Raw genomic sequence first — 13,179 nt, forward strand, 5'->3', positions numbered from 1 at the left:
GCTGATAACGCTTTCCAATACTGGCCCTGCGTTATTAATTTTGCAATTAGAACAACTAGTTACTGCAATCAATGCCTTGCTTTCATCCGTTTTTTCTACGCCTAAATAGATCATCTAATTATCGGAATTGGTATTATTCTGCAGTTGGCTCAGGCAGTAGCAAATTTATAGAGAAATTATTGTTATTTGCTTGAATCACTCGGGGCGCGGAGCGAATTGAACGGCAGTTCAGGTTTATGAGCGGGCAAGATTCTGCGAGCCCTTTTTTTAGTCTGCCTCTTTTGATTTTGTGTAGATAAACAGGCAATGCAGCCTAAAGGCCGCGACCCGAAAGCAGTAACATATTAGTTTTTAGGCACACAATAGCCTGGATAGGCCTGTTAATTAATCGCCAGTAACTCAACGTCAAAAATCAGCAGCGATCCGGCCGGAATTTTCCCGGGAGCCTGATCACCATAAGCCAAACTGCTTGGAATATAAAAGCGGAATTTGTCCCCTTCCACCATCAACTGCACGCCTTCCGTCCAACCGGCAATAACTTGATTCAGTCCAAAAGAAATAGGCTGACCACGATCTACTGAGCTGTCAAAAACAGTGCCGTCAATCAGGGATCCATGGTAATGCACTTTTACATTACTGTTCGCCGTCGGGTGCATTTCGCCGTCACCTTGGTTTAATACTTTATACTGCAGGCCGGATGCAGTAGTTATCACCCCTTCCTGAGTTCTATTTTCTGCCAGGAAAGTTTCACCTATCTCAATATTACCGGCCGCTTTATTTCCTATATAGATACGCTGGAAAAATACAAATACGATGGCTACGATCACCAGAATAATGGAAAGTTTTGACACAATGACCCCCTGAAATAATGAAAAAGACGACTCTACTAAATTTTTGAGCTAAGCGAAATGTTTGCAGTTGTTATTTGCGCCACTGTATTGCGTTTTATTTAAAAAGCGAAGGACAACAAAAAACAAGATTTCTGAACTATAGACTTATGATTAAGATTCTGGGATTTATCCTGCCATAAAAGTGAATTGTTTATGAATACGCTGTTTAGGGATGAGCAAGAAGGATGAATCCTTCGCCCCCTTTAATGCCAGTGTATATGAGACATCCGAACTCACAACTCGGAGCTCGAAATTCCTCCGCTCATATACACCAGAGTGTTATCTCATTTTCCCCTCGCCCTATACGCTCGTGTAAATTAATTAATCGCCAGCAGCTCAACATCAAAAATCAGCAGCGAACCTGCGGGGATTTTTCCCACTGGGCGGTTGCCGTAAGCCAGAACACTCGGGATATAAAAGCGGAATTTGTCCCCTTCCACCATCAACTGTACCCCTTCCGTCCAGCCGCTAATCACCTGGTTTAATCCGAATGAGATAGCTTTATCACGCTCTACTGAACTGTCAAAAACAGTACCGTCAATCAGGGTGCCATGATAATGCACTTTTACATTACTTTTCGCCGTAGGGTGCACATCACCCTCACCTTGGTTTAATACCTTATACTGCAGACCGGATGCGGTGCTGATAACCCCATCCTGCGTTTTGTTTTCTTCCAGGAACTGTATCCCTTTTTGAATATTTTCAGGGGCACTTTTCCCGCCATTAATACGCTGAAAGAAAAAAAATGCCGCCACTAACAGCACTGCAATCATAATAATTTTTGACACAATAAAACCCTTTTAAGTAATGGAAAGAATGACTCTACTAAATTTTACCGGCAAACCAAACTCTTTTTCCCAGCAACAATCAATAATAGCAATCAGACTAATTACCTGATCATTTAATTTCTCCAATTGCTATAACGAAGCTAAAGTAACAATTCACTATCAATGGGATAAAACACAGTGCAAGCATCAATCAGGGCTTTGGCAGTTAATTTAGGCACCCCGTAACCCACTGTTTCTACTGCGTAAGTTTGTTTAACTTTATCCAATAAAATAGCAAAATCACCGTCACCGGAAAGCAGAACAATGGTATCAACCTGCGGTGCGATCTCCATAATATCAATAGTAATCCCCACATCCCAATCGCCTTTGGCCGTACCGTCACAACGCTGAATAAAGGGTTTGAGTTTGACTTCAAAACCTAAATGTTTTAATGCATCCTGAAATTTTTGCTGCTGATTATCGCCGCGTTCAATAGCGTAGGCATAAGCCGTCACTATTTCGCCCTGCCCGCTAAGCTGCTGCCACAATTTCCGGTAGTTAAACTGTCTTTTATAAGCTTGGCGGGTGGTGTAATAGATGTTCTGCACATCGGCGAACAGCGCAATTTTTTTCATGTTTTTTTCTTATCTTATTGATTTATAGTCACTGAGTATAAACAAACAGACATAAAAAAACCTTAAATAAAGCGCTTATTTAAGGTTTTTAAAGTTTCCTGCTTGTGCAGTTTTAGCTCAGCTAATAACAAAGTAGTAGAGAGATTACTGTTTTTTACTCGAATCACCTGGGGCGCGGACTTTAGTCCGCTTGCTTTTAATAATAAGTGGACTGAAGTCCACGCCCCAAAAGCAGTCAAATATTAGCTTTGAGACGGAGAATAGCTTAAAAATAGAAGTTTTTATTTTTAGCCTGAGTTAGCTACATAAGCATATAAAATTGTATTGGCAGATCAGAAAACTAGCCGCCTACAAAGTTACCACGCACTGAACGCTGTTTTTTATTACTGCCGGTTGTCGGGCCGGAACGCTGACCGTCTCGATGATCTACACGGGGCTTTTTCGGCTTTTTAGGTTTGACCGGACGGCTGTCTAAGACCGAAGGTGGTAAAGGCTGACCGGGCTCAAAACCTGCCAGGGTTTTACGCGGGATCACTTTTTGAATTAACTTTTCAATATCTTTGAGCAGTTTAAACTCTTCATTACACACTAATGAGATCGCCTGTCCGTCATTGCCTGCACGACCGGTTCGACCGATACGGTGCACATAATCTTCAGAAACATGGGGAAGATCAAAGTTAACCACCTGTGGTAACTGGTCAATATCAATACCGCGCGCAGCGATATCCGTGGCCACCAGCACCTGCACCAGCCCCTCTTTAAATCCGGCCAGTGCTTTAGTACGTGCGCCCTGGCTTTTATTGCCATGAATCGCCGCAGACATAATGCCGCGTCCATCCAGATTTTTAACTAAGCGGTTGGCACCATGTTTGGTTTTGACAAACACCAGTACCTGTTTCCAGTCGTTTTCTTTTATTAAGGTACTTAATACTATCGACTTCTTGGTTTTATCCACTTCATAGATAGTCTGGGTAACACTTTCTGCCGTGGTATTACGCGGACTCACTGAAATTTCCACCGGATTGTTTACCAGTCCTTTGGCTAACTGGCGGATATCATCTGAGAAGGTTGCCGAAAACAGCAGGTTCTGGCGTTTTTTCGGCAGTACAGCCAGAATACGTTTAATATCATGGATAAAGCCCATATCCAGCATGCGATCGGCTTCATCGAGAATTAATACTTCCAGTTGTTTAAAGTTCACTGCATTCTGGTTGTAAAGATCCAATAAACGTCCCGGTGTCGCTACTAAGATATCAACTCCGCCGCGCAGGGTCTGCATTTGCGGATTAATTTTCACCCCGCCGAATACCACCGCACTGCGTAACGGCATATGTTTGCCGTAATTGACCACACTTGCATGTACCTGAGCAGCCAGTTCACGTGTCGGGGTTAATACCAGCGCACGTACCTGATTTGATTTCGGACGGTTACCTTTTTCCAGCAGAGTCAATAAAGGCAGCGTGAAACCCGCGGTTTTACCCGTACCGGTTTGGGCAGCCGCCATGACATCCTTACCTTGTAATATGGCTGGAATTGCTTGCGCTTGAATCGGAGAAGGCTCCGTATAACCTTGCTCTTTGACTGCGTTAACGAGCGAATCGGGTAAACCTAATGAATCAAAGCTCATAATTAGTCTCTTAGTAGTTGGGAAGTTCAAAAAGCGCGTAGCTTACAGTAACCCCCGATTAAGTGCCACATTAGTATTATTAAATTAACGGATAAATTTCGTACAAATGCAGAGTGATTAAGCTCACGTTTTCTGTATAATGACGCAACTTTAAAAGTGCTCGCCCAAAGTGCCGGCATAAAACATATCAATATAGCGGTGTTTGGGTATAAACATCGCGTAAAATTAGGAAAATCGCCTTGTTAAGTACGAACAACATCACCATGCAGTTTGGTGCAAAACCTTTATTTGAAAACATTTCGGTTAAATTTGGTACTGGTAACCGTTACGGTCTGATTGGTGCTAACGGTTGTGGTAAATCCACATTCATGAAAATTTTAACCGGCGATCTGGAGCCGAGTGCCGGTAATGTTGCTAAAGATCCTAACGAGCGTATCGCTAAACTGCATCAGGATCAGTTCGCCTTTGAAGAGTTCACTGTACTTGATACCGTATTAATGGGTCACAAAGAGATGTGGGCTGTTATGGCTGAGCGTAACCGTATCTACAGTCTGCCGGAAATGAGTGAAGAAGACGGTATGAAAGTGGCCGATCTTGAAACTGAATTCGCAGAGATGGACGGTTACACAGCCGATTCCCGTGCGGGAGAACTGTTATTGAGCGTAGGTATTCCGCTGGAACAGCATTACGGTCTAATGTCTGAAGTGGCACCGGGCTGGAAACTGCGTGTGTTGCTTGCACAGGTACTGTTTGCCAACCCTGATATTATGTTACTCGATGAGCCGACCAATAACCTTGATATTGATACTATCCGCTGGTTAGAGCAGGAACTGAAGGCACGTCAGTGTACTATGGTTATTATCTCTCACGACCGTCACTTCCTGAATGCGGTTTGTACCCATATGGCCGATATCGATTACGGTGAATTACGTCTATATCCGGGTAACTACGATGAATATATGACCGCAGCAACACAAGCCCGCGAACGTCTGCTTTCTGAAAACGCCAAGAAAAAAGCCCAGCTTTCCGAGCTACAGGAGTTCGTCAGCCGCTTCTCTGCCAACGCGTCTAAAGCAAAACAGGCAACTTCCCGTGCTAAGCAGATGGATAAAATCCAGCTTGAAGAGGTAAAAGCCTCAAGCCGTGTTAACCCGTACATTGTTTTCAAACAGGAGAAGAAACTTTTCCGTAACGCATTGGAAATGGAAAATGTCACTAAGAGCTTTGATAAAACCCTGTTTAAAGATTTAAGTCTGATGGTTGAAGTAGGTGAGCGCATTGCCATCATCGGTCAGAACGGTGTGGGTAAAACCACCTTGCTGCGTATCTTAATGGAACAAATTCAACCGGATTCAGGTACATTCAAGTGGTCTGAAAATGCTAACCTCGGTTACTACGCGCAGGATCACTCCAGTGACTTTGAAAAAGATCAGACCCTGGTGGAATGGATGAGTCAGTGGATGAAACCCGGTGATGACGAGCAGTTTGTCCGTGGTACATTAGGGCGTTTACTGTTTGGCTCAAATGATATCGGCAAATCGGTCAAAATCATCTCCGGTGGTGAGCAGGGGCGCATGCTGTTTGGTAAGTTAATGATGGATCTTCCCAACATACTGTTAATGGATGAGCCAACCAATCACCTGGATATGGAATCGATTGAATCATTAAACCTGGCACTGGAAAACTACGAAGGTACTTTACTGTTTGTCAGCCATGACCGTGAATTTGTATCGTCACTGGCAACCCGTATTATCGAAATCAAAGAAGATAAAGTGATTGATTTCCACGGCCCGTACAGCGAATACCTGAAAAGCCAGGGGATTACCGAAGAGTAATTGCAACCTGCTATTTATTAATAAAAAAGGGGCTTTTAGCCCTTTTTTATTGCGCTTTCCTGCCTCGTTATGATCGCTGCGGTCACAGCTCATTACTTAACAGATAATTACTTCCACATTCTGCTCGGCTAAATCTTTAATGCTGCTGCGGGGAAAAGAGGAATCCGTAATAACACTATCAAAGCAGCCGATATCAAGCGCATGAAATGTTGCCCTTTTTCCATATTTTGAGGAGTCACTTACCAGACAGTTTACTTTTGCAGACTTAACAATCGACTGCTTAACATAAACTTTATCTTCGCTCGGCGTTGATAGCCCCTTTGGCCCCCAGGAAGAGGTCGAGATAAAGGCAATATCCATATTTATCTCTTTAATTAAATAAGCCGCTTTATTACCGACACATGACTGATTCTCCCGATCCACTTTTCCGCCGGTAAAATACAATTTACACTTTGAATTTTTCATCAAAAAAGCGGCGATCACGAAGTCATTGGTGACCACCATAATATCATCCTGATCCACCAAATTATGGGCAATCTCCAGAGTGGTCGTACCGGCATCTAAATAGATAGTCATATTCGGCTTTATTAAACTTGCAGCAGATTTACCTATATTTATTTTTTCCTGTTGATTATGAGTTGTCTTAATATCATGAGACAGTTCTGTATGGATGCTTTCGGTTAACTGCACGCCCCCGGAGACAGAGATAACCTGACCATCAGCCTCAAGTTTGCCGATATCGCGCCTGATAGTCATATGCGAGACGTCCAACTGCTCGGTCAATTGATGAATACTGACCACTTCCTGAGTGCTTAATAGCGCTAAAATAGCACGATGCCTTTCTGCTGGAATCATATTCTATTTCTCCCTGAGTCCATTGTTTAACATATATTAACATCCAACAATCTTGATTATTACACTCAAATGCCGGTACTTCCTGTCAAAATTAACAATAGTTAACAAAAAATCCTTAATTAAGATCATTTTTATTCTATTCCTCTTAAATAAAATAGTTTTTACACTTCAAATGTTAATAAATGTGACACAAAGCAGAGCAATGCCTGGTTATTTTAACCTATAATAACAAACAAGAACAAAATTTAACAATCATAACCAGCGAAAATAAGGTGAATTATGAATAATCAACAAACACAGTCAGTTGCAGTCATTGGACTTGGTTCAATGGGAATGGGTGCAGCCAAATCCTGTATCAAAGCCGGGTTGGATGTTTACGGGATAGATCTTAATGATAATGCCTTAACAGAATTAAAAGAAGCCGGTGCCAAAGGCGTTTCCCATGATTGCGCAGATTTTTCCGACGCTTTAGATGCCGTCATGCTGCTTGTTGTCAATGCCCAGCAGGCTAAGACCATTTTATTCAAACATCAACTGGCGTCAAAACTAAAACCCGGCACCGCGGTGATGGTTTCCTCCACAATTTCCGCCGATGACGCAAAATTTATCGAAGCTGAACTAGCTAAGTTTGACCTGCTGATGCTGGATGCCCCTGTTTCCGGCGGTGCATTAAAAGCCAATGCAGGTGAAATGACCATTATGGCTTCCGGCTCAGATGCTGCCTTCGCAAAATTACAACCGGTTCTCGATGCAACCGCCGGTAAGGTTTATAAAATTGGCAGTGAAATCGGTCTCGGTGCAACGGTCAAAATAATCCACCAGCTGCTCGCGGGTGTTCACATAGCAGCTGGCGCTGAAGCAATGGCCATGGCTGCCCGCGCGAATATTCCTCTGGATTTAATGTACGAGGTTGTTACCAATGCGGCGGGTAATTCCTGGATGTTTGAAAACCGTATGAAGCATGTTGTTGAAGGGGATTATACCCCGACCTCCATGGTTGATATTTTTGTCAAAGATCTTGGCCTGGTTGCCGATACCGCGAAAGCGTTAAAATTCCCATTACCTTTAGCGAGCACTGCCCTGAATATGTTTACCAGCGCCACCAATGCAGGTTACGGCCAGGAAGATGACAGTGCAGTGATCAAAATATTTTCCGGTATCACACTGCCTAAGAAGGGAGAGTAATTATGTTATTAGGTGTTATTGCAGACGACTTTACCGGTGCAACGGACATTGCCGGTTTTCTGGTCGAAAATGGGATGCGCACCATTCAGCTTAACGGTGTGCCAAAAACTGAGATGCAGGTAGATGCGGATGCCGTTGTGATCAGCCTTAAATCCAGATCCTGTCCCGTAGATGAAGCGGTAAGTTCATCCTTACAAGCATTACAATGGTTAAAGCAACAGGATTGCCAGCAGTATTATTTTAAATACTGCTCGACCTTTGATAGCACGGAAAAAGGTAATATCGGTCCGGTAACCGATGCCCTGCTGGATGCCTTAGGTGAAAAATTTACCATTATCTGCCCCGCACTGCCGGTAAACGGACGCACAGTGTTTAACGGTCACCTGTTTGTTTTGGGCGAACTGTTAAGTGATTCCGGGATGAAAAACCATCCGGTTACACCGATGACCGACTCTTCGTTAATGCGTTTAATGGATAGGCAGTCAACGGGTAAAACGGGCCTGATTAATTATCAAATCATTGAACAAGGCCCTGAGAAAGTGACTGAAAGCTTCTCAACCTTGTCCAAAAACGGTAAACGTTACGCCGTTGTTGACGCCTTTAACGCTGCACATTTAGATATTTTAGGTAAAGCAGCTGGCAGCTTAAAACTAATAACAGGCGGATCCGGTTTGGCTGCCGGCATTGCTAAAAACTGGCGAGAACATTTATCGGATCAATCTGCGGCGAAAAAAGCCGGTAATCCGGCAAAAGAAAAAACCATCATCCTATCCGGTTCATGCTCGGTGATGACCAATCAACAGGTTGCTAATTATATCACTCAAGCACCCCATCTGCCTTTAGACGTTAAAGCCTGTTTAGAAAATGAAGATTATGCAGAACAGGTATACAACTGGGTGATTGAGCATCTGAATTCTCCTCTGGCTCCGATTGTATACGCAACAGCCTCCGCGGATGCACTTAAAGAGATTCAGCAAAAATACGGCGCCGAGGCCTCCAGCCAATGCGTTGAGCAGTTCTTTAGCCGCCTTGCTTTCCAATTAAAAGAATTTGGCGTTAAAAACTTCATTATTGCCGGCGGCGAAACATCGGGCGTGGTAACCCAAAGCCTGGCAGTCGATGCTTTTCATATTGGCCCGCAGATAGCCCCCGGTGTTCCCTGGGTGAAATCGGTAATCGGCAACCTTTCATTAGCACTCAAATCCGGCAACTTTGGCGATCCGAATTTCTTTACTACTGCACAGGAATTTTATAATGAATGAACCAGCTAACCAACAAGTAGTGACGGATATTTTATCCAATCACTCCCCTGATGCAGCAATGACCGAGCAGCAACTCAGAGAGCAGATGGTAACACTTGCACTTTCCATGTTTGAGCGTGGTTATGCAACGGGTGGTGCGGGAAATTTATCGCTTAAATTACCGGATGGGAATTTTCTGGCGACACCAACAGGCTCCTCTTTTGGCCGTCTTGTTGCCGATCGCCTGTCAGTGGTTGATATTGACGGCAGACATATCTCCGGCGATCGCCCCTCTAAAGAGGTGGCATTTCATTTAGCCATCTATAAAAACAGACAGGAATGCAATGCCATCGTGCATCTTCATTCCACCTATTTAACCGCATTATCCTGCCTGCAGGGCTTAGATCCGGACAACGCGATAGCTGCATTTACCCCCTATTACGTGATGCGGGTAGGCAAATTACCCGTCGTTCCTTATTTACGCCCAGGGGATCCGCGCATTGCAGAGGAGTTGGGCAAACTGGCAAAAGATTCCCGTGCCTATTTACTGGCTAACCACGGCCCGGTCGTCACCGGCAGTGATTTTGTCGATGCTGTTGATAATGCAGAGGAGTTGGAAGAAACCGCAAAATTAGCACTGCTGCTGGAAGATAAAGCAATTCGCTACTTAACAGACTTAGAGATAGAAGACTTAAAAGGGAGAGGAAAATAATGGCCAAGTTTGCAGCTAATCTCACCATGTTATTTACAGAAGTGCCATTTATGGAGCGTTTCGATGAAGCACATAAAGCAGGCTTTAAAGCGGTGGAGTTCCTTTTCCCCTATGCTTTTGATGCTGACAAGTTAAGTCAAAAGCTACAAACCTTAAATCTGCAGCAGTCATTGTTCAATATGCCTCCCGGAGATTGGGATGCCGGTGAACGAGGCATTGCGGCTCTTCCCGGACGGGAGCAGGAATTTAAAGCGAGTGTCACAACCGCATTAAAATATGCTGCGGCACTGAAGTGTAAAAAAGTGCATGCCATGTCTGGCATTGTAGATCCGAAATTTACCTACCAGGAGCATATCAACACTTTTATCGACAACATTCGCTATGCCGCGGATGCCTTTGCAGAGCAGGGCATAACGTTATTAATTGAACCGCTTAACAATCGCGATGTTCCCGGATATTTCCTTGCCCATCAACGCGATGCGGTTGAATTAATAAAACAGGTTGATCGTGCCAATGTGAAACTGCAATTGGATCTCTACCACGCGCAAATTATGGATGGAAATTTAACAACTTTAATTCGTGACCTTGCTGAATATACCGGACATATACAGATAGCTTCTGTGCCTGACCGTCACGAACCCGATGAGGGGGAACTCAATTATCCTCATCTGTTCAATGTGCTCGATGAATCAGGTTATGACGGCTGGATAGGCTGCGAATATAACCCGCGTCATTCAACTATTGCAGGGTTAGGCTGGGTTAAACCTTACCTGTAACAAGATTAAATATTGATTACAACACACGTATGTATTACCCCCCTGAAGTTCAGGATTATAAAGAGGAAAATGTTATGGACGGAGCAATAATAGGAATCATTGTCGGCATTATCGCTATGATGTTAATGATAATAAAAACACGGATTCCGGTCACTCTGGCAATGGTCATTGCCTGTTTAATTATGGGATTATCCGCAGGAATGGTACCCACCGATTTGATTAACGCTATCAAAGCGGGATTCGGCGGAGTACTCGGTGGAATTGGTTTAATTATCGCATTTGGTGTCATTATGGGCGCTTGTTTTGAGCGCTCCGGTGCCGCTGTGCGCATGGCAAAAACCTTCGTAAAACTTTGTGGTAAAGGCCGTGAAGATATTGCGCTAGGTTTTACCGGTGTGGTCGTTGCAATCCCTGTTTTTTGTGATTCTGCTTACATCATACTGCATTCACTGGTACGCGCTATCTCCCGTAACACCGGTAAATCATCTGTCGGTTTGGGAGTTACATTAGCCCTTGGTTTATTGATAACTCATGCGATGGTTCCACCAACACCTGGTCCTGTTGCTGTTGCCGGGATCCTGAATGTGGATTTAGGCGTGTACATGATGTGGGGATTAATGGTATCAGTTCCTATGATGCTGTTATCAATGTTCTATATCCGTAAAGTGGGTAAAGAGTATTACCGTGTACCGGATGGCCAGAAATGGATTACCAGTGAAGCTGACTGGGCAAACCTGGAAACAGTTCAAGAAACAGATGACAGCAAATTACCAAGTAACTTCTTATCATTTGGTCCAATCCTTATCCCGATTGTTTTAATTCTGCTGGGTACACTGATCGGTAAAGGTGATAGCTTCTTCCATACGCTTATAGAGCTATTTGGTAATCCTGTTGTTGCTGTTGGTTTAGGTGTGCTAATGGCACTATATGGTCTAACCACACAAATTGACCGCAAAGATATGATTGGCTCAATGGACGACGCCCTTTCGACTACAGGTTTAATTCTTGTTGTTACCGGATGTGGTGGCGCAATGGGAGCGGTATTAAAAGCATCGGGCACAGGCCCTGTTGTTGCTGAGTTGATTGCAAGCAGTGGTATTCCCGCGTTACTTGTGCCTTTAGCAATAGCATCTATGCTGCGCTTAATACAGGGTTCAGCGACTGCATCAATGATGGTTGCGGCAACAATGACCTTACCCTTAGTTGAAACACTTGGTTTGGATCCTGTGTTCGTGGCATTGACTTGTGCTGTAGGCCCTGTTGGCTTCTCCCATGTTAATGACTCCTACTTCCATATCATCAGCAGAACGCTGGGTATTACGGAGCTCTCAGATCAACTCAAGATTTGGAGTATGACATCAACTATCGCATGGGCTATCGGTGCCAGCATCATAATGACCCTAAATCTATTCTTTGGTGCCGGCGGTACTATCATTGACCCAATAGTACCAATTGCGGTGTTAGCATTGATTGCTGTCTGGATGAAGATGAGCGCAGCAAAAACAAAAGAGGTAAACAGTACAATCAAAACCGCGTAGATTTTAAAATAAATCCCCCTTTCATATTAAGGGGGATTAACTTTACGGGTATTACAATTCAATTTTTGACAGATAAAAATACTGCAGATCGTTATCCCACAAGTGAATATATCTACGTTTTTTGTCCCTGCTGGCGATACACTTGCCAAAAAGAATAAAAGCAGCTCCCTCCACATCCACCGGCTCTTCAACAGCAAAAGAGGTTAGCAGCTGATCCCGGTACTTTTCTATCGGTATGGCAACGTTGCGATCTTCCGCCGCATTCAGCCAGTTCAAGCTTTTATCCGCATGGGAAATCGTCCCCCAATAGATCCGCGGGGCATGGTTTTCAGTAGGCTGCGCATCTTTAATATTGACGAATAAATTTTTCGCCCGCCATTTGTGCCTGGCACTGGTATAAACCCACAGATCCGAGCCGGCCAGCGAACTACCACGCAATAAACTGGTCAGCAGTTTGTGCAGCCCGAGCTTGCTGACCTTGACAGCTTCCTCGTCTTCTTTTTTATTTTCCAGCTCTGTCACCTGTGTGCCACCAGAAATGTTATTGACATCTTTTTGCCGTTTAGCCTGAGTTTTTTCTCGAGTCTGTTTATCTTTTTTAACTTTGCCTGTGGCAGCGCCAAAATCAATCAGTAAAGAATCGCTTTCAAGCAGAGCCTGTTCAACCTCCGCGAGCTGTTTTTCCTCTTCTTGTTTAGACTTGGAAGAGTTAAATTCCTGACAATCTGTTTTATGGTAACGGGAACCAAAACAGGCCTGTTTGCCATCCACTGACGCTTTGCGAAAGTAAGCTTTTTGTCTGCAGACCGGGCATAATAAGGAATAACGCAGCTGCTCAATTTTGCTTTCCGGCAGCTGCTTAAATTCAAAAATTGAATAGGTTTTAGGATTTTCAGGATCGTAATTACAAATAGCGTCGAGCATATTTTTCCTTTTCCGGTTTGAACAGCGGGCGATACAAAAATCCGCTTAATCTTACCCCCTTGTTTTAAAACTGTCCCGCCAGCTCTTTTTTAATCAATGCTTTTGCTTAGACCGGGCCCCTCTTTGCCGACCATATCGTCACCGAACTGCCGATGCGTTCCGTCGCAAAAGGGCAGTTTACGACTATGTTTACA

At 44.0% G+C, this 13,179-nt stretch carries 12 protein-coding genes; 6 read left to right on the forward strand and 6 right to left on the reverse strand.

The window, feature by feature from the left end; genetic code table 11:
* Nucleotides 1–380: 380 nt before the first annotated feature.
* From ABZA00_RS13220 to ABZA00_RS13235, 4 genes are all read right to left on the reverse strand, one after another.
* Nucleotides 381–851 (reverse strand): FKBP-type peptidyl-prolyl cis-trans isomerase, encoded by a 471-nt coding sequence (locus ABZA00_RS13220; protein WP_372882635.1) that lies wholly within the window; start codon nucleotides 849–851, stop codon nucleotides 381–383.
* A gap of 356 nt (nucleotides 852–1,207) precedes the next feature.
* Nucleotides 1,208–1,678: an FKBP-type peptidyl-prolyl cis-trans isomerase gene (locus tag ABZA00_RS13225; RefSeq protein ID WP_372882636.1), complete on the reverse strand. Its 471-nt coding sequence runs from the start codon at nucleotides 1,676–1,678 to the stop codon at nucleotides 1,208–1,210.
* Nucleotides 1,679–1,818: 140 nt separating this feature from the next.
* Entirely contained in the window at nucleotides 1,819–2,292 is a 474-nt protein-coding gene (locus ABZA00_RS13230; protein WP_372882637.1) for an NYN domain-containing protein, read from the reverse strand.
* Nucleotides 2,293–2,632: 340 nt separating this feature from the next.
* Nucleotides 2,633–3,919, reverse strand: coding sequence for a DEAD/DEAH box helicase (locus ABZA00_RS13235; RefSeq protein ID WP_372882638.1), 1,287 nt, complete (start codon nucleotides 3,917–3,919; stop codon nucleotides 2,633–2,635).
* Nucleotides 3,920–4,158: 239 nt separating this feature from the next.
* Between ABZA00_RS13235 and ABZA00_RS13240 the strand changes: the two genes are divergently transcribed.
* Nucleotides 4,159–5,754: an ABC-F family ATPase gene (locus ABZA00_RS13240; protein WP_372882639.1), complete on the forward strand. Its 1,596-nt coding sequence runs from the start codon at nucleotides 4,159–4,161 to the stop codon at nucleotides 5,752–5,754.
* A 96-nt stretch (nucleotides 5,755–5,850) separates the two neighbouring features.
* Here ABZA00_RS13240 and ABZA00_RS13245 read toward each other — a convergent pair whose 3' ends face one another.
* The gene (locus ABZA00_RS13245) at nucleotides 5,851–6,609 is read right to left on the reverse strand and encodes a DeoR family transcriptional regulator (protein WP_372882640.1); all 759 of its coding nucleotides are present in this window, start codon (nucleotides 6,607–6,609) and stop codon (nucleotides 5,851–5,853) included.
* A gap of 279 nt (nucleotides 6,610–6,888) precedes the next feature.
* Between ABZA00_RS13245 and ltnD the strand changes: the two genes are divergently transcribed.
* The 5 genes from ltnD (at nucleotide 6,889) to ABZA00_RS13270 (ending at nucleotide 12,061) form a co-directional block, all read left to right on the forward strand.
* The gene (gene ltnD / locus ABZA00_RS13250) at nucleotides 6,889–7,794 is read left to right on the forward strand and encodes an L-threonate dehydrogenase (protein ID WP_372882641.1); all 906 of its coding nucleotides are present in this window, start codon (nucleotides 6,889–6,891) and stop codon (nucleotides 7,792–7,794) included.
* A gap of 2 nt (nucleotides 7,795–7,796) precedes the next feature.
* A complete protein-coding gene (gene otnK / locus ABZA00_RS13255) occupies nucleotides 7,797–9,056 on the forward strand; it encodes a 3-oxo-tetronate kinase (RefSeq protein ID WP_372882642.1) in 1,260 nt (419 codons plus the stop codon).
* Nucleotides 9,049–9,747, forward strand: a complete 699-nt coding sequence (locus ABZA00_RS13260) for an aldolase (protein ID WP_372882643.1) — start codon at nucleotides 9,049–9,051, stop codon at nucleotides 9,745–9,747. The genes otnK and ABZA00_RS13260 overlap by 8 nt, the downstream gene beginning before the upstream one ends.
* A complete protein-coding gene (gene otnI / locus ABZA00_RS13265) occupies nucleotides 9,747–10,523 on the forward strand; it encodes a 2-oxo-tetronate isomerase (RefSeq protein WP_372882644.1) in 777 nt (258 codons plus the stop codon). The genes ABZA00_RS13260 and otnI overlap by 1 nt, the downstream gene beginning before the upstream one ends.
* A gap of 74 nt (nucleotides 10,524–10,597) precedes the next feature.
* A complete protein-coding gene (locus ABZA00_RS13270) occupies nucleotides 10,598–12,061 on the forward strand; it encodes a GntP family permease (RefSeq protein ID WP_372882645.1) in 1,464 nt (487 codons plus the stop codon).
* A gap of 51 nt (nucleotides 12,062–12,112) precedes the next feature.
* Here ABZA00_RS13270 and ABZA00_RS13275 read toward each other — a convergent pair whose 3' ends face one another.
* A complete protein-coding gene (locus ABZA00_RS13275; protein WP_372882646.1) occupies nucleotides 12,113–12,985 on the reverse strand; it encodes a hypothetical protein in 873 nt (290 codons plus the stop codon).
* Nucleotides 12,986–13,179 lie beyond the last annotated feature (194 nt).

It is taken from the genome of Psychromonas sp. (assembly GCF_041586535.1).
In the GTDB taxonomy this organism is placed as follows: domain Bacteria; phylum Pseudomonadota; class Gammaproteobacteria; order Enterobacterales; family Psychromonadaceae; genus Psychromonas.

Bases quoted from the DNA above. Each gene is read 5' to 3' on its own strand.
- ABZA00_RS13230 (WP_372882637.1), bottom strand. From the start codon at position 2,292: ATGAAAAAAATTGCGCTGTTCGCCGATGTGCAGAACATCTATTACACC.
- ABZA00_RS13235 (WP_372882638.1), bottom strand. From the start codon at position 3,919: ATGAGCTTTGATTCATTAGGTTTACCCGATTCGCTCGTTAACGCAGTC.
- ABZA00_RS13245 (WP_372882640.1), bottom strand. From the start codon at position 6,609: ATGATTCCAGCAGAAAGGCATCGTGCTATTTTAGCGCTATTAAGCACT.
- ltnD (WP_372882641.1), top strand. From the start codon at position 6,889: ATGAATAATCAACAAACACAGTCAGTTGCAGTCATTGGACTTGGTTCA.
- otnK (WP_372882642.1), top strand. From the start codon at position 7,797: ATGTTATTAGGTGTTATTGCAGACGACTTTACCGGTGCAACGGACATT.
- ABZA00_RS13260 (WP_372882643.1), top strand. From the start codon at position 9,049: ATGAATGAACCAGCTAACCAACAAGTAGTGACGGATATTTTATCCAAT.
- otnI (WP_372882644.1), top strand. From the start codon at position 9,747: ATGGCCAAGTTTGCAGCTAATCTCACCATGTTATTTACAGAAGTGCCA.
- ABZA00_RS13270 (WP_372882645.1), top strand. From the start codon at position 10,598: ATGGACGGAGCAATAATAGGAATCATTGTCGGCATTATCGCTATGATG.
- ABZA00_RS13275 (WP_372882646.1), bottom strand. From the start codon at position 12,985: ATGCTCGACGCTATTTGTAATTACGATCCTGAAAATCCTAAAACCTAT.